Genomic DNA, 15,659 nt, shown 5'->3' with positions numbered 1-15,659 from the left:
TGCCTGACGGTTTCAGGTTTGTTCCCCCACCAGGAGTGTTCCCATGACGACCCCTCTGACCCCGAACGCCACCACCCCCATGGCTGCTGAATCCGTTGACGGCACCACGCGCCGCGGCCTGCTCAAGGGCACCGCCGCCATCCTGGCTGCGGGCGTGTTCCCGGCCATCCACGCCCAGGAAAAACTGGTGCTGCGCTACCTGGGCACCGCGGTGAACCAGGACAAGACCATTGCCGACAAGTTCAAGGCCGACACCGGCATCGAAATCCAGTACGTGGCCGTGACCACCGACGAGGTGACCAAACGCGCCATCACCCAGCCCAACAGCTTCGACCTGATCGACACCGAGTACTTCAGCCTGAAGAAGATCATCCCCACCGGCAACCTCAAGGGCATCGACGTCAAGCGCATCAAGAACGCCGACAAGATCACCCCCCTGTTCACCAAGGGTGAAGTGGCCGGCAAGGCCGTGGGCGACCAGGGCACCGCCCCCAAGAAGGTGATGTACCTCGACAAGCCCGACAGCAAGACCTTCAGCGCCGCGCCCACCCAGTTCATGACGCTGATCCCCACCGTGTACAACGCCGACACGCTGGGCATCCGCCCCGACCTGATCAAGCGCCCCATCGAGAGCTGGAAGGAACTGCTCAACCCCGAATTCAAGGGCAAGGCCGCCATCCTCAACATCCCGTCCATCGGCATCATGGACGCGGCCATGGTGGTGGAGGCCATGGGCATCCACAAGTACGCCGACAAGGGCAACATGACCAAGGCCGAAATCGACCTGACCATCAAGACCCTGATCGAAGCCAAGAAGGCCGGCCAGTTCCGCGCGCTGTGGAAGGACTTCAACGAATCGGTCAACCTGATGGCCTCGGGCGAGGTCGTCATCCAGTCCATGTGGAGCCCCGCCGTCACCGCCGTGCGCACCAAGGGCATTGACTGCGTGTTCCAGCCGCTGAAAGAGGGCTACCGCGCCTGGGCCGCCGGTTTTGGCGTGCCCAAGACCCTGTCGGGCAAGAAGCAGGACGCGGCCTACGAGTTCATCAACTGGTTCCTGGACGGCTGGGCCGGTGCCTACCTGAACCGCCAGGGCTACTACAGCGCCGTGCTGGACACCGCCAAGGCCAAGATGGAAGCCTACGAATGGGCCTACTGGATGGAAGGCAAGGAAGCCACCCAGGACATCAAGAGCCCCAACGGCGACGTGCTGGCCAAGAAGGGCGCCAAGCGCGACGGCGGCAGCTACGAAGCCCGCATGGGCGGCATCGCCTGCTGGAACGCCATCATGGACGAGAACGAGTACATGGTGCGCAAGTGGAACGAGTTCGTGGCCGCCTGATCGAGCGCCACGCCCGCTGTTGAGAGCCCCCCATGAGCACCTCCCAAGCCCCCCGCCACGGCCCCGCCCACGTGGTGTCGTCCGTCCACCCCTGGTGGCAGGCCCTGCCGCTGGCGGCGGTGTTTGCGGTGTTCTTCCTGGTCCCGCTGGGGCTGGTGCTCATGGTGAGTTTCTGGAACTTCAACGAGTACGAGTTGCTGCCCGACTTCACCTGGCGCAACTACCTCGCCATTTTTGAGGGGTGCAGCCAGCTCACCGACCACGGTGACCTGTGCGTGAGCCTCTCCACCTACCTGTCCACCCTGAAGTTCACCCTGCTCACCTGGGCCGTGACCCTGGTGCTGGGCTTCACGGTGGCGTATTTCCTGGCCTTTCACGTGCGCTCGGCGGGCATGCAGACGCTGCTGTTCGTGTTGTGCACCGTGCCCTTCTGGACCAGCAACGTCATCCGCATGATTTCCTGGGTACCGCTGCTGGGCCGCAACGGCCTGGTCAACCAGGGGCTGACGGGCCTGGGCCTGACCCACCAGCCCGTGGAATGGCTGCTGTTCTCGCCGTTTTCGGTGGTGCTGGCCTTTGTGCACCTGTACACCATGTTCATGATCGTGCCCATCTTCAACAGCATGGTTCGCATCGACCGCTCGCTGCTGGAGGCCGCGCAGGACGCCGGGGCCAGCGCCTGGCAGACGCTGTGGGGCGTGATCGTGCCGCTGTGCAAGACCGGCATCCTCATCGGCTCCATCTTCGTCATCACCATCGTCATGGGCGACTTCGTCACCGTGGGCGTGATGGGCGGGCAGCAGATCGCCTCGGTGGGCAAGATGATCCAGGTGCAGACCTCGTACCTGCAGTTCCCGCTGGCCGCGGCCAACGCGGTGATGCTGCTCATCACGGTGCTCATGATCATCTGGTCGCTCACCCGCCTGGTGGACATTCGCAAGGAACTCTGAACATGGCCCACCCCCCCTTCCGCGAACGCCGCGCCCCCGGGTTCTGGCCCCTGGCCGCCGTGTTCGGGCTGTTCGTGCTGTTCCTCTACGGGCCCATGCTCACCATCTTCGTGCTCAGCTTCCAGGGGCCGGAGGGCGGGCTGACCTTTCCCATGCAGGGCGTGTCGCTGCACTGGTACCACCAGCTGGCCCAGGGCCTGGGGGTGGTGGACATCGGGGCGGCCTTTCGCCGTTCGCTGGGCCTGGGCGCGGTGGTCATGGCGCTGACCGTGCTGTTCTCGCTGCTGGCGGGGCTGGCGTTTCGCAAGCGCCTGAAGGGGGCCGATGCGCTGTTCTACGTGACCGTGGCCAGCCTCATCATGCCGTCCATCATCGTGTCGCTGGGCATCGGGCTGATGTTCCGCCTGATCGACGGCGGCTGGCGGCAGCTGCTGGAGAGCCTGGAGGCCACCCACCTGCTGGAGAACTTCGGCACCTCCATGGGCCTGTTCAGCTCGGCGCTGGGGGCCCACCTCACCTGGACCCTGCCCTTTGGCCTGCTCATCATGTTTGCGGTGTTCAACCGCTTCAACCCAGCTTACGAAGAGGCCGCCCGCGACCTGGGGGCCACGCCCTGGCAAACCTTCCGGCATGTGGTGCTGCCGCTCATTGCGCCCTCGGTGGTGGGGGTCGGCATGTTCGGCTTCACCCTCAGCTGGGACGAAATCGCCCGCACCTCGCAGGCCATTGGCGACGTCAACACCCTGCCGCTGGAGTTGCAGGGCCTCACCACCACGGTGACCACCCCCGCCATCTACGCCCTGGGCACGCTGACCACACTGGTGTCGTTCGCGGTGATGGGCCTGGCCATCGGGCTCACCTGGGTGATGAAAGCCCCCCGCGCTGCGCGACACTGAACGGGTCTGACCGCCCCACCACCACCATGACCGAGACCAGCTCCCCCACCGATGCGGACATTTACGACCGCATCATCACCGCCATCCTGGGCCACCGGCTGCTGCCCGGCACCAAGCTGGTGGAAGACAAGCTGGCGCAGGCGTTTGGCGTCTCGCGCACGCGGGTGCGTCCGGCCCTGGTGCGGCTGGCCAACGAGAACATCGTCCTCCTGCGGCCCAACCGCGGCGCGGTGATTGCCGAGCCCACACCCGAACAGGCGCACGAGGTGTTCGAGGCCCGCCGCCTGATCGAACCCACCCTGGTGGCCAGTTTCCTGGCCGGGGCTGAAGCCGCCGACATTGCCCACCTGGCCGAACTGCTGCGCCAGGAAGAAGTCGCCCGGGCGGCGGGCCAGTTGCACCAGGCCATTCGCCTCTCGGGCGAGTTCCACCTGGCCATTGCCGACGGCTCCGGCAACCAGACGCTGGCGGGTTTTCTGCGCGATCTGGTGTCGCGCACCTCATTGATCCTGATGGCTTATGGCCCCTCGGCCACCGTGCCCCCCGCCGACGTGGCCGCCTGCGGCTGCCGCGAGCACCACGCCCTGCTGGACGCCATGCGCCTGCGTGACGCCCAGGAGGCCATGCGGCTGATGCGCGAGCACCTCAGCCGCATCGAATCCGACCTGGTGTTCGACCACACCGAGCCCGCCGAGGACGACCTGGCCGACCTCCTGGGCCTTTGAGTTCACCCCCCATGCAGCGCCTGCTCGTCATCAACCCCAACACCAGCGCCGCGGTCACGCAAGACCTGGCCGCCCAGGTGCGGCTGGCGCTGGGCCCGGGGGTGGACGTGCAGTTCACCACCGCCCGGTTCGGCGCCCCCTACATTGCCGACGAGCCCAGCTACGCCGTGGCCGTCCACGCCACGCTGGACGCCTGGGCCGAGCACACCCGCTTGCACCCCGAAACGCAAGGCCCCCGCGCGGGCGTGCTGGTCGGCTGTTTTGGCGACCCCGGGCTGCTGGCCGTTCGGGCCTGTGCGGCGGGCCCGGTCACCGGGCTGGCCGCCGCCTCGCTGGCCGAAACCGCCGCGCTGACCGACGACGGCCCCTGTGCCATCGTCACCGGCGGTCACGCCTGGGGGCCCATGCTGGAGCGCATCTGCCGCGAGTTGCCGCATGGCGAGCGGGTGCAAGGCATCGTCACCGTGGACATGACCGGCGGCGAAATGCGCGCCCACCCCGAACGCGCCCACCAACAACTGCTGCAGGCCTGCCACACCGCACGGCAGCGCCATCCGCAGGCCCAGGCCCTGATCGTGGGCGGGGCCGCGCTGGGCGGCTGGGCCGCCCGGCTGCAGGCACAAGTGGATGTGCCCCTGGTGGACAGCGTGCAAGCCGGTGCCCGCCAAGCGGCGCTGGCCCCTCAAGGGCTGGGGCAAGGCCGACCAGCCTGGATGTGAGCCGTTCCCAATTTAAGAAAAATCAGCCTCTAGCGCTTATAAATAAAGCGCAAGCAGCTACAAAATCAGGAGTCAGCCCAGGTCACCCAGCCGAAGTGGGCGGTGACCAGGATCAGCACGCCAAAGGCAATGCGGTAGTACGCAAAGCCCACAAAGCTGTGGCTGGCGATGTAACGCAACAACCAGCGGATGCACAACCAGGCGCTGACAAACGCAAACACCAGCCCCACGGCAAACACCGGCGCGTCGGCCCAGCTCAGCAGGGCACGTTCCTTGTACAGGCTGTACACCCCGGCCCCGATCAGCGTGGGAATGGCCAGGAAAAACGAAAAATGCGTGGCCGTCTGGCGGCTCAGGCCCAGCAGCATGCCGCCGATGATGGTGGCCCCGCTGCGGCTGGTGCCGGGGATCATGGCGAAACACTGCACCAACCCCACCTTGAGCGCGTCCAGCCCGCTCAGGTGGTCCACGTCCAGCACCCGCGGGGCGGTTTCGGCCTTGGCCTGCCGCGCCTCGGCCCACAAGATGATGAAGCCCCCAATGATGAAGGTGCTGGCCACCACCGTGGGCGTGAACAGATACGCCTTGATGGCCTTGCCGAACAGCAGCCCCAGCACCACCGCCGGGGTGAAGGCCATGAGGACGTTCAGCGCCAGCCGCTGCGCCGTCCATGAATGGGGAAGCGCCACCACCGTGCTGCGGATCTTTTCCCAATAGACCAGGATGACGGCAAAGATGGCCCCGGTCTGGATGGCGATGTCGAACACCTTGGCCTTGGCATCGGCAAAGTCCAACAGGCTGCCCGCCAGGATCAGGTGGCCGGTGCTGGAAATGGGCAGGAACTCGGTCAGCCCTTCCACGATGCCCATGAGGGCGGCTTTGATCAACAGTGCAATGTCCATGGCAAGGCGCAGGGAATGAAAGGCGGGAGTGTATGCGGCTCAGAACAAGGGCATCTGGGCCGCTGAGGCGGTGGGTTCGGGGGCTTGGGGTGCAGGGGGTGCATGCAGGGTGCCGGGTTCAGGCCGCCGGAACAGCGCCACCGACAGGGGCTGTCGCTCCCCGGTCAGGCCCAGGCGCTCGCAGGCCTTGTGAAAACGCTGGTGCAGCAGCTCCGCCCACAGGCCCTGGCCGGTCATGCGGGTGCCAAAGCGGGCGTCGTTGTCGCGGCCCCCGCGCAGGTCGCGCACACGCGCCAGCACCCGCTCGGCCCGCTCGGGCGCGTGCTGTTGCAACCAGGCCTTGAACAAGGGGGCCACCTCCCACGGCAGGCGCAGCGGGATGCAAAAGGCCCGGCTGGCCCCCGCCTGGGCCGCGGCGGCCAGCACCTGCTCCAGGTCGGTGTTGAGGAAGGGAATTTGCGGCGACAGGCTCACGCCCACCGGCACCCCGGCCTGCGCCAGCGCGGCCACCATGCGCAAGCGGCTGGCGGGGCTGGGGGCGCGGGGCTCCAGGCGGCGGGCCAGGTCGGCGTCCAGCGTGGTGATGGTGACGTAGACCACGGCCAAGCCGTCGCGGGCCAGGTCGGCCCACAGGTCCAGGTCGCGGGTGATGGCGCTGCCCTTGGTCACCGCCGCCACCGGGTGGCGGGCCTCGGCCAGCACGGTCAGGCAGGCCCGGGTGAGGCCCAGCTTGCGCTCCAGCGGTTGGTAGGCGTCGGTCACCGTGCCCAGGGCGATGCCGCTGGGCCGGTAGCGCGGGCGGGCCAGTTCGGCCCGCAGCAGCTCGGCCACGTTGCGCTTGGCCACCAGCCGGGTTTCGAAGTCCAGCCCCGGCGACAGGTCCAGGTATCCGTGCGTGGGCCGTGCATAGCAGTAGCTGCACCCGTGCTCGCAGCCGCGGTAGGGGTTGAGCGACAGGTCGAACGGGATGTCGGGCGACTGGTTGCGCGTCAGCGCACTGCGGGCGGTTTCCCAGCGCCATTGGGTGGGCTGCGGGGGGACGGTGCCTTGGCGGTCGGGATCGTCGGTGTCGGGGTCGCAGGCCGCCCAGCCGTCGTCCTCGGGCTGGCGCAGCACCTGGGCAAAGCGGTGGGCCATGGCGCTGCCCGTGCCCCGGCCCTTGGGCGCAGCGGGGAAGGCATGGGGCGGGTGGGGCAAAGGCAGGGCTGACATGACTGTATTTTCATACAGCCAACCATTCCCCTCAACCGGGTTTGTCGCACTGGTGCCCGCGTGGCCCCAGGCGCAGGCAGCGCGGCACCGGGTAGGGGCTGCCGGTGCGCACGGACTGGACCATCTCCACCAGGAGGTCGGTGGCGCGGGTGCCAAAGTAATAGTCGTGCACCTGGCCGTTGACGATGAGCGCACTTTGCGGCGAGCCAGCGCGGCCCGCGCTGGCCTCGTCCAGCTGGGCCTTGTGGGGCCGCACCTCGGGCGGCAGGGCCTCCAGCGCGGGCACACCGGAGCGAATGGGTTTGCGCACCTCGGTCACGCGGATGGACTGACCCTCGGGCGTGGCCATGAACTTGGGCAACTCCTGCCGCTTCCAGGCGGCGCAGGGCGGGCAGTCGTCACCGCCCATCCACACCAATTGAATGGCGGGGTTTGGAGGGCTGGGGTTGGCCGCAGGCTGCGCCCCGGCAATGCCCACGCCCGCGGCGGCCCCGGCAGCCCACAGGGCCGCCACCGCGATCCGGCCCACCCGTCGGCAGGTCGGCCCCCACCCACCCAACACGCGAAACAGGCGCAACACGCTCATCAGCAACACCCCATACCCCATGGCGTAAAGGCCAAAGAATACCCGCGCCCCAGGTGGTACCGCCATTCATCCGCCCTGGCGCGCCATTGGCGACGCGCAGCCGCAGCCTGTCGCAACCGGCTGGCCCGGGCAGCCATGCCGCCGCACACTGCCAGCCATCGAACACCCCGCCGCCCCTGGAGCCCCGCATGCCACTCACCCCCACCATCGCCATCCACATGACCGCCTCCCTGGGTGCCTTGGTGCTGGGGCCGTTGGCCATATGGGCCCGCCGCGGCAGCACCCAGCGCCCCATGCTGCACCGGGGGGCGGGCTACGCCTGGGTCACGCTGATGGTGATCAGTGCCGTGTCGGCCCTGTTCATCCGCGACTTCCGCCTGCCCAACGTGTGGGGCTACACCCCCATCCACCTGCTGGTACCGCTGACGCTGTCCGGCCTGACCATGGCCTTTGTGTTCCTGGCCCGCAAAAACCTGGCCGGGCACCGCAAGGCCATGCAGAACCTGTACTGGCAGGCCTGTGTGGGCGCGGGGGTGTTCACGCTGCTGCCCGGGCGCTACCTGGGCCAGTTGGTGTGGGGCCAGTGGCTGGGCCTGCTTGGATAATGGCCGCCATGACCGCCTCCGCCCCCCCGCCAGCCCGGTACACGCCGGGCTTTTGCTCACGCCGCAGTCTGTTGACGGGGCTGGGCATCACCCTGGGCGTCAACACCGTCATTGCCCTGATGCTGTGGCAATCGGGCCGCAGGGCGCTGGACGAACAATGGGTGTACTCGCAGGCCATTGGCCTGAGCATCTGGACCTTGACCAACCTGGGGGCGGCCTGGCTGTCGCGCCCATCGGACCCGGCGGGTTTCCCCCGCGGCTGGCGGCTGGTGTTGCTGGTGCCGGTCACCACGTGTGCGGGGGCGGTGCTGGGCCTGTGGCTGGGCGACTTCTACGCCCCGCGCAGCGCGTGGCTGCTCACCACCGACAACCCGGCGCTGCTGGGCAAGATCGTGCTCATGTCCATGGGGGTGGGCGTGGCCATGACGCTGTACTTCTACCTGCGGGGCCGCAGCGACCACCTGGAGGCCGAGTTGCAACGCGCCAAGGCCCAGCAGGCCGAGGCGCAGCTGCGCCTGCTGGAAAGCCAGCTGGAGCCGCACATGATGTTCAACACCCTGGCCAACCTGCGGGTGCTGATCGGCATGGACCCACCGCGCGCCCAGACCATGCTGGACCACCTGATCGCCTACCTGCGCAGCACGCTGGCGGCGTCGCGCACCGACGGGGCCTCGGGCCAGCACACCCTGGCCACCGAGTTCGACCGGCTCAACGACTTTCTGGCCCTCATGGCCATCCGCATGGGGCCACGGCTGCAGGTCAGCCTGAACCTGCCCGACGCCCTGCGCCCCCTGCCCGTGCCACCGCTGCTGTTGCAGCCCCTGGTGGAAAACGCCATCCGCCACGGGCTGGAGCCCCATGTGCAAGGCGGCAAGTTGCACGTCAGCGCCCGCTGCACCGACGACGAAGGCCGCCGCTGGCTGGTGCTGGACGTGCACGACAACGGCGCTGGACTGAACACCCCCACGCCCCTGCGCCCCCCCCACACTGGCAGCGGTTTTGGCCTGCAACAGGTGCGCGAGCGCCTGGCCACCGCCCACGGTCCACAAGCCTCGCTGACCCTGGGCACCGACGCCGACGGCTGGACCCTGGCGCGTGTGCGCATCCCCCTCTCCGTCCTGTGACCGGCCCCACCCCATGCCCACCGCCCTGATTGCCGAAGACGAACCCCTGCTGGCCGCCGCCCTGCAAGCCGACCTGGCCGCCGTGTGGCCCGAGCTGCAGGTGCTGGCCGTGGTGGGCGACGGCCTGAGCGCCGTGGAGCAGGCCCTGGCGCTGCAACCCGATGTGCTGTTCTTCGACATCCGCATGCCCGGCCAGACCGGCCTGGACGCTGCCGCCGAGCTGGCCGATGCCTGGCCCGCCCAAGGCCCCAAGCCGTTTCCGGCCCTGGTGTTCGTGACCGCTTACGACCAATACGCCCTGGCCGCCTTCGACACCCAGGCGGTGGACTACCTGGTCAAGCCCGTGCAGCGCCCACGGCTTGAAAAATGCAAGCAAAAAGTGCACCTAGCGCTTTCAAATAAAGCGCAAGCAGCTACAAATTCAGAAGCAGATCACAGCCCATCCGCCCTCCAGCTTCAGCAGCTGGCCGCGCTGCTGGCCCAGACCGGCCCCTGGGGCGGTGCCGCCCAACCCCACCCGACCCCGCCGCGCCTGAGCGTCATCCAGGCCAGCCACCAGACAGCACAAGGCAGCACCCTGGTGATGGTGCCGGTGGCCGAGGTGGTGTACTTTGAAGCCGCCGACAAATACGTGCGTGTGCTCACCCCACAGCGGGAGGTGCTGATCCGCACCCCGCTGAAAGAACTGCTGCCCCAGCTGGACCCGCAGCAGTTCTGGCAAGTGCACCGGGGCACCGTGGTGCGGGCCGACGCCATCGCCAGCGCCACCCGCGACGAGGCGGGCAAGCTCTGGCTTCACCTCCGCGCGGATTGCCAGCTTCCCGAGCGCCTGGCCGTCAGCCGCCTGTACGCCCACCGGTTCAAGGCCATGTGAGCGGGGGCGGTGGCACTGCCATTGCCATCCACCTTGGGCGACCAGGCAAAGATATCCTTACATAAAATAGGGATTTTCTGATAGCCTATTCCCAGCGTTCAACACCAAAACCGGGCCATTCGGCCCGCGCAACGTCCACTGAAGCCACTCTGGAAGGCGTGATTCATGGTCCATCGGCATCCCCGCCGTCACCGACGAAAACCGGGCGTCCCGGCCTGACGGCCGCACCAACACGCACCGGCCACCAGCCCGCACGGGGCTGCATCGCATTCTTTTTGGGGAGAACTCACCATGCTGTCCGGGTGGACCATCAAAACCAAACTGGTGTTGCTCAGCACCCTGCTCCTGACGTTTTTTGCCTTGAGCGGGCTCACCAGCGTCTATTTGCTGCAAGACGGTGACGACGACATGTCGTCGCTCTACGCTGACCGGCTGATTCCCCTGAAACAACTGAAAGCGGTGTCCGACGCCTACGCGGTGCAAATCGTGGACACCGCCCACAAGGCACGGGATGGGGCCCTGAGCGCCGAACAGGCCGCCCGGTCGATTGCCGAGGCCAAGGACATCATCCAGCGCGAGTGGAAGGCCTACACCGCCACCTTCCTGGTCGAAGAGGAAAAGCTGCTGGTGTCGCAAATGAACGCACTGATGGTCCCGGCCAACGCCGCGGTGGATGAACTGGCCCGGCTCGTCACCCAAGCCGACAAGGCTGTGCTGGCGGCCTTTGCCGCCCGCCAGATGTACCCGGCCTTCGACCCCATGCAGGACGTGCTGGGCAAGCTCATCCAGGTCCAGCTCGACGTGTCCCAACACACCGTGCAGGCGCATCAGCACAGCACCCGGGCGTTCACGGCCACCTTGGTGGTCACGTTGCTGGTGGCCGGCGCCGTGGGCTTGGGCGTGGCCTTGTGGATCAGCCGCAGCACGGTCGAGCCCCTGCGCGACGCCGTCCAGTTTGCCCACCAGGTGGCCCAGGGAGACCTCACCGCCAACGTGGATGCCCCCGGGTCGGACGAGGTGGCCCAGCTGCGCCACGCCTTGCGCGAGATGCAAGACGCCCTGGCCCACGTGGTGGCCCAGGTGCGCCAGCAGGCCGACCAACTGGCCGAGGCCGCCCAGGAGATTGCCGGGGGCAACCTCGACCTGAGCCAGCGCACCGAGGAACAGGCCAGCGCCCTGCAGCAGCAGGCCGCCTCCATGGAGCAGCTGGGGGCCGCTGTGCACCACAACGCCCACCATGCCGACCAGGCCAGCCGCATGGCGGCCCACGCCTCCGAAGTGGCCATCCGCGGCGGCGAGGTGGTGGCCGAGGTGGTCAGCACCATGCAGGGCATCACCGCCAGCTCCCGCAAGATCGGCGACATCATTGGCGTGATCGACGGCATTGCCTTCCAGACCAACATCCTGGCCCTCAATGCCGCGGTGGAGGCCGCACGCGCCGGGGACGCGGGCCGGGGGTTTGCCGTGGTGGCCACCGAAGTCCGCAACCTGGCCAGCCGCTCAGCCTCGGCGGCGCAGGAGATCAAAGCGCTGATTCACGACAGCCTGGCCCGGGTGGAATCGGGCAGCCAGCAGGTGGACGCGGCAGGGCACACCATGGGCGAAGTGGTGGAAGCCATCCACAAGGTCACCCAGCTGGTCAACGACATCGACGGTGCCAGCAACCAGCAAAGCACCGGCATGGACCAAGTGGGCAAGGCCATCACCCAGATCGACCAGGCCACGCAGATGAACGCCGCCCTGGTGGAGGAAATGGCCGCCGCCACCGAACGGCTCAAGGCTCAGGCCCAGGAGCTGGTGACCGCGGTGTCGGTGTTTCAGTTGCGCGGCGGCTGAAACACCTGGGGCCGTGTGCCCCGTTCATCCCGTTCAGCCCAGGTGCTGGCCGAAGAAGCGCAGGGTGCGGTCCCAGGCCATCTGGGCCCAGGCGGCGTCGTATTGCGTGCCCGGGTGCAGGCGGGTGGGTCCCTGGGCGGTGTCGTTGGCAAAGGCGTGGTGGGCCAGGTAGCGGTGGCACTGGAACGACACACCGGCCTCCCCCAGCTTGGCCTCCAGGCCATCGACCTGCTCGATGGGGAAGAACGCATCCTGCGTGGCAAAGTGGCCCATCAGCGGGGCCTGGATGCGGGACGCGTCGATGTACTCCAGCGGCGGGCAGCCGTACCACACCACCCCGGCGTCCAACTCGGGCACGTTGCAGGCGGCCAGCAGGGTGAGTGCACCGCCCATGCAGTAGCCGCTCACCCCCACGCGGGCTCCACCGGTCTTGAGGAACTGCACCGCCCCGCGGATGTCCTGGGCGGCGGCTTCACCGAAGTTCAGCCCGGTCATGAGGTGGTGGGCTTCTTCGGCCTCCACGGTGGACTGACCCCGGTACAGGTCGGGCACCAAGGCACGGTAGCCAGCCGCGGCCAGGCGATCGGCCACGCGCCGGATCTGGTCGTTCAGCCCCCACCATTCCTGGATGACCACCACGCCCGGGGTGGCGTCGGTGGCCCCGGCGGGCTGGGCCAGGTAACCCGACACACTCTGGCCGTCGGGGCGTTGAAAGTTCACGGTGCTTCCCATCAAAGTCTCCTGTGTCACTGGGGTTCGGGGTGGGGGTGGGGCAAACTGCGCCACGGCTGGTTGTGGTGCCATTGGGCCATCCACTCGGCCACGCGGGCACCGGGCATGGGCCGGGCAATGCCATACCCCTGGGCCAGGTGGCAGCCCAGGGCCATGAGGCGAGCGCCATGGTCCATGGTTTCCACGCCTTCGGCAATCACCTGCCGGTTGAAGGCCTTGGACAGCCGGACCACGCTGTCCACAATGCCAAAGTCGTTTTCGTCGAACAGCATGTCACGCACAAAACTCTGGTCGATCTTGACCATGTGCACCGGCAAGCGCCGGAAGTAGGCCAGTGACGAGTAGCCGGTGCCAAAGTCGTCCAGCGAACAGGCCACCCCCAGCGCCCGGCAGCGGGTCAGCACCTCCACGGCACGGTCCACATCGGCCAGTCCCACGGTTTCCAGGATTTCCAGCTCCAGCGCCACCGCGGGAGCGTCGAGTTGGCTCTGGAGCATCCAGTGCAGGTTGTCCACAAAGTCCGGGTGCAACAAGTGGGCCGCGCCGATGTTCACGCTGACGGCCAGCGGCAGGCCCGCACCGTGCCACTGCGCCATCTGGGCCAGCGCGGTGCGGATGACCCAATCGCCCACCAGGAACTCCAGTTCGGTGCCTTCCAGCAGCGGCATGAACTCGCCCGGCGACAACAGGCCGCGCTCGGGGTGCTGCCAGCGGATCAGCGCTTCCATGCCGATCACGTCGCCATTGTTCAAATCCACCTTGGGCTGGAAGTACAGCACCAATTCGTTGTTCTGATGGGCCTGGCGCAGCCGCGCCAAGCGCTCGCGGTGGGCCTGCACCTCGCGGTCGTGCACCGGATCGAACAGCACACAGCGGTTCTTGCCCGCGTCCTTGGCCAGGTACATGGCCTGATCGGCATGGCGCAGCAGGGTGTCGGCGTCGGACGCATCCTGGGGGTACAGGGTCAGGCCCAGGCTGGCCGACACGTTGAGCACCAGGCCCTCCAGCGCCACAGGCTCGGCAATGGTTTTCAGCACCTGCTCCGCCGCCGCCAGGCCCTCGGCCTGGGTGGACAGGTCGGACATCAGCAGCACGAACTCGTCTCCCCCCAGTCGGGCCAGGGTGTCATCGGCGCGCAGCGCCTGCTTGAGCCGCTCGGCCACCTGCACCAGCAAGCGGTCACCCACCGCGTGGCCGTGCACGTCGTTGATGCCCTTGAACCCGTCCAGGTCCAGGTAACACACGGCCAGCAGGTTGGCCTGGCGTTGCGCACGGGCCAAGGCCTGTGCCAGGCGGTCCCCCAGCAGCAGCCGGTTGGGCATGCCGGTGAGGGCATCGAAATGGGCAATGTTGTACAGCTCCACCTCATGGGCCTTGAGGCGGCTGATGTCCGAAAACACCCCCACGAAATGCTGCACCCGCCCCCGCTCGTCGCGGATGGCCGAGATGGACAGCAGCTCGGGGTAAATCTCGCCGTTCTTGCGTCGGTTCCAGATTTCGCCGTGCCAATGGCCCCGCTGGTCCAGCGAGTCCCACAGCGCCTGGTAGAACGCCGTGCCATGCCGCCCCGATGACAACATGCGCGGCGATTGGCCCACCACCTCGGCCGCCTCGTAACCCGTGATGCGCTGGAACGCCGGATTCACCCGCAGCACCTTGCGGTCCAGCCCCACCACCATCACGCCTTCGTACAGGCTGTCGAGCACGGTGGCCGACTCGGACGAGGCCAACCGGTAGCGCTTTTGCTCGGTGATGTCGGTGTGGGTGCCCGACATCATCTGGGGCACGCCCTCGGCATCCCGCGCCACGATGCGCCCGCGGGAATGGACCCAGCACCAGTCCCCGGTGGCGGTGCGCACCCGCATTTCCACGTCCAGTTCGGGCACCTCGCCACTGCTGTGGCGACGAATGGCCTCGGTCACATCGGGCACGTCGTCCGGGTGGATCACCTGCGACCAGGTGTGCGTGGTCAATTGCAGCGCACCAGGGGCATAGCCCAGCATGGTTTCAAAGCGGGGGCTCAGCTCGATGTGGCCGCTGACCATGTTCCAGTCCCAGTAACCCTGGTTGGAGCCTTCCAGCACCCGGGCCAGCCGTTGCTCGCGCTCTTGCAACTGGGCCAGCATGTCTTCCCGCTCGGTCACGTCGCGGGAAATGCCGAACAGGCCCACCACCTCGCCGTCGCCGTCACGCACCGGGCCTTTGGTGACCCAGAACACCATGCGACGGCCATCGCGGGCCTCCAGCCGCTCGGTATGGGTGCCAATGACGCCACGGGCCAGCACCTCGGCATCCTTGTGGCGAAGCACCTCGGCCGACTCGGGAGAGAACAGTGCACTGTCGTCCTTGCCCAGGATGTCGGCCGGCGGTTTACCGACAAAACCGGCTGCGGCCTGGTTGACCAGGATGTAACGGCCCGCCAGGTCTTTGACAAACACCGCGTCGGACGTGCCCTGGGCCACCACATCCAGCAAATGGGCGCTGGTGCGGGCCCTGTCCAGGGTGCGACGCACCAGTTCGCTGAGGAAGCTCACCACCACGCCGTTGATGCACAAGAACGCCCACTGGATCAGGTCGTGGCTGGAGTCGATGCGCAGGCTGCCCAGCGGTTTGATGGCCAACCAGTCAGCCCCCACGGCCATCACCGCGGTGGACAACAAGCCCGGCCCCAGGCCGCCGATGAGCGCACTCAGGATGATCGGGAACATGAACAGCATCAGCATGGGCCGATCGGGCGCCCCCTGGGCCATGCCCTGACGCACCGCCAGCATCAGCACCGAAATGCACAGGGCAAACACCCACACCAGCCCATGCGGGCGCCGACGCGACAGCACGGCGGTGGACTGCACCGCCACCCAACGCGCCGAGCCCCCCGATTCGGCAGACCCACGGCTGTCGGGCACAGCCCGCATCAGCAGGAAAAACACCCCTGCCGTGGTCACCACAAAAAACACGCCCTTGACGGTGGACAGCCAGATGACGGACTCCAGGTCCACGAACGAGCCCAGCAACCGATCGGACAGGAAGATCCAACCCAGAGCCAAGACCAGGTAGCCGACCGTGCTCAGCCAGATGAAACGTTGCCGCAAACGCATGCTCACCCTGAAGCGCTCCCTGAGGTTTTGGGCGCAGTATCCACTGCCCGCGCCAAAAGGC

14 protein-coding genes are annotated in these 15,659 nt (G+C 67.5%); 9 read left to right on the top strand and 5 right to left on the bottom strand.

Translation table 11 applies throughout. The features are described 5' to 3' along the window. The first annotated feature begins 79 nt into the window (after positions 1-79). The 5 genes from ACYVB7_RS00245 to ACYVB7_RS00225 are packed head-to-tail and all read left to right on the top strand — an operon-like array spanning position 80 to position 4,632. Positions 80-1,342, top strand: coding sequence for an ABC transporter substrate-binding protein (locus ACYVB7_RS00245; RefSeq protein WP_460505099.1), 1,263 nt, complete (start codon positions 80-82; stop codon positions 1,340-1,342). A gap of 32 nt (positions 1,343-1,374) precedes the next feature. After that, positions 1,375-2,292, top strand: a complete 918-nt coding sequence (locus ACYVB7_RS00240; RefSeq protein ID WP_460504519.1) for an ABC transporter permease — start codon at positions 1,375-1,377, stop codon at positions 2,290-2,292. Positions 2,293-2,294: 2 nt separating this feature from the next. Next, positions 2,295-3,188, top strand: coding sequence for an ABC transporter permease (locus ACYVB7_RS00235; RefSeq protein ID WP_460504518.1), 894 nt, complete (start codon positions 2,295-2,297; stop codon positions 3,186-3,188). Positions 3,189-3,214: 26 nt separating this feature from the next. Further along, positions 3,215-3,913 carry a GntR family transcriptional regulator gene (locus ACYVB7_RS00230; RefSeq protein WP_460504517.1) on the top strand — a complete coding sequence of 233 codons (699 nt, stop codon included), beginning with the start codon at positions 3,215-3,217 and terminating at the stop codon, positions 3,911-3,913. 11 nt (positions 3,914-3,924) lie between these two features. Beyond that, the gene (locus tag ACYVB7_RS00225) at positions 3,925-4,632 is read left to right on the top strand and encodes an aspartate/glutamate racemase family protein (protein WP_460504516.1); all 708 of its coding nucleotides are present in this window, start codon (positions 3,925-3,927) and stop codon (positions 4,630-4,632) included. Between the two features lie 65 nt (positions 4,633-4,697). Here the strand turns inward: ACYVB7_RS00225 and ACYVB7_RS00220 are convergent, their stop codons facing one another. Genes ACYVB7_RS00220 through ACYVB7_RS00210 form a run of 3 tightly spaced genes read right to left on the bottom strand, consistent with a single transcriptional unit; the run spans position 4,698 to position 7,398 of the window. Beyond that, on the bottom strand, positions 4,698-5,534 hold the full coding sequence (locus ACYVB7_RS00220) for an undecaprenyl-diphosphate phosphatase (protein ID WP_460504515.1): 837 nt from the start codon (positions 5,532-5,534) through the stop codon (positions 4,698-4,700). A 39-nt stretch (positions 5,535-5,573) separates the two neighbouring features. Next, entirely contained in the window at positions 5,574-6,746 is a 1,173-nt protein-coding gene (locus ACYVB7_RS00215; RefSeq protein ID WP_460504514.1) for a radical SAM family protein, read from the bottom strand. A gap of 31 nt (positions 6,747-6,777) precedes the next feature. Further along, the gene (locus ACYVB7_RS00210) at positions 6,778-7,398 is read right to left on the bottom strand and encodes a hypothetical protein (RefSeq protein WP_460504513.1); all 621 of its coding nucleotides are present in this window, start codon (positions 7,396-7,398) and stop codon (positions 6,778-6,780) included. Between the two features lie 122 nt (positions 7,399-7,520). Here ACYVB7_RS00210 and ACYVB7_RS00205 point away from each other — a divergent pair, with 122 nt between their 5' ends. The 4 genes from ACYVB7_RS00205 to ACYVB7_RS00190 all read left to right on the top strand — a co-directional run bounded on the left by ACYVB7_RS00205 (position 7,521) and on the right by ACYVB7_RS00190 (position 11,771). Then, complete coding sequence (locus tag ACYVB7_RS00205; protein ID WP_460504512.1) at positions 7,521-7,937, top strand: DUF2306 domain-containing protein; 417 nt, start codon at positions 7,521-7,523, stop codon at positions 7,935-7,937. An 8-nt stretch (positions 7,938-7,945) separates the two neighbouring features. Next, positions 7,946-9,061: a sensor histidine kinase gene (locus ACYVB7_RS00200; protein WP_460504511.1), complete on the top strand. Its 1,116-nt coding sequence runs from the start codon at positions 7,946-7,948 to the stop codon at positions 9,059-9,061. A gap of 13 nt (positions 9,062-9,074) precedes the next feature. Further along, positions 9,075-9,935: a LytR/AlgR family response regulator transcription factor gene (locus tag ACYVB7_RS00195; RefSeq protein WP_460504510.1), complete on the top strand. Its 861-nt coding sequence runs from the start codon at positions 9,075-9,077 to the stop codon at positions 9,933-9,935. Positions 9,936-10,226: 291 nt separating this feature from the next. Beyond that, positions 10,227-11,771, top strand: coding sequence for a methyl-accepting chemotaxis protein (locus ACYVB7_RS00190; RefSeq protein WP_460504509.1), 1,545 nt, complete (start codon positions 10,227-10,229; stop codon positions 11,769-11,771). A 33-nt stretch (positions 11,772-11,804) separates the two neighbouring features. On the opposite strand, the gene ACYVB7_RS00185 is transcribed toward ACYVB7_RS00190, so the two are convergent. Then, positions 11,805-12,503: a dienelactone hydrolase family protein gene (locus ACYVB7_RS00185; protein WP_460504508.1), complete on the bottom strand. Its 699-nt coding sequence runs from the start codon at positions 12,501-12,503 to the stop codon at positions 11,805-11,807. A 14-nt stretch (positions 12,504-12,517) separates the two neighbouring features. Next, on the bottom strand, positions 12,518-15,598 hold the full coding sequence (locus ACYVB7_RS00180) for an EAL domain-containing protein (RefSeq protein ID WP_460504507.1): 3,081 nt from the start codon (positions 15,596-15,598) through the stop codon (positions 12,518-12,520). Positions 15,599-15,659 lie beyond the last annotated feature (61 nt).

Source organism: Hydrogenophaga soli (genome assembly GCF_054777695.1).
The sequence above is the reverse complement of the archived record's forward strand: the minus strand, read 5'-3'. Positions and strand labels throughout refer to the sequence as shown.

Coding starts and splice junctions, on each gene's coding strand:
- ACYVB7_RS00200 (WP_460504511.1), top strand. CDS start 7,946: ATGACCGCCTCCGCCCCCCCGCCAGCCCGGTACACGCCGGGCTTTTGC.
- ACYVB7_RS00185 (WP_460504508.1), bottom strand. CDS start 12,503: ATGGGAAGCACCGTGAACTTTCAACGCCCCGACGGCCAGAGTGTGTCG.
- ACYVB7_RS00210 (WP_460504513.1), bottom strand. CDS start 7,398: ATGGCGGTACCACCTGGGGCGCGGGTATTCTTTGGCCTTTACGCCATG.
- ACYVB7_RS00235 (WP_460504518.1), top strand. CDS start 2,295: ATGGCCCACCCCCCCTTCCGCGAACGCCGCGCCCCCGGGTTCTGGCCC.
- ACYVB7_RS00190 (WP_460504509.1), top strand. CDS start 10,227: ATGCTGTCCGGGTGGACCATCAAAACCAAACTGGTGTTGCTCAGCACC.
- ACYVB7_RS00220 (WP_460504515.1), bottom strand. CDS start 5,534: ATGGACATTGCACTGTTGATCAAAGCCGCCCTCATGGGCATCGTGGAA.
- ACYVB7_RS00230 (WP_460504517.1), top strand. CDS start 3,215: ATGACCGAGACCAGCTCCCCCACCGATGCGGACATTTACGACCGCATC.
- ACYVB7_RS00205 (WP_460504512.1), top strand. CDS start 7,521: ATGCCACTCACCCCCACCATCGCCATCCACATGACCGCCTCCCTGGGT.
- ACYVB7_RS00240 (WP_460504519.1), top strand. CDS start 1,375: ATGAGCACCTCCCAAGCCCCCCGCCACGGCCCCGCCCACGTGGTGTCG.
- ACYVB7_RS00245 (WP_460505099.1), top strand. CDS start 80: ATGGCTGCTGAATCCGTTGACGGCACCACGCGCCGCGGCCTGCTCAAG.
- ACYVB7_RS00225 (WP_460504516.1), top strand. CDS start 3,925: ATGCAGCGCCTGCTCGTCATCAACCCCAACACCAGCGCCGCGGTCACG.
- ACYVB7_RS00215 (WP_460504514.1), bottom strand. CDS start 6,746: ATGTCAGCCCTGCCTTTGCCCCACCCGCCCCATGCCTTCCCCGCTGCG.
- ACYVB7_RS00195 (WP_460504510.1), top strand. CDS start 9,075: ATGCCCACCGCCCTGATTGCCGAAGACGAACCCCTGCTGGCCGCCGCC.
- ACYVB7_RS00180 (WP_460504507.1), bottom strand. CDS start 15,598: ATGCGTTTGCGGCAACGTTTCATCTGGCTGAGCACGGTCGGCTACCTG.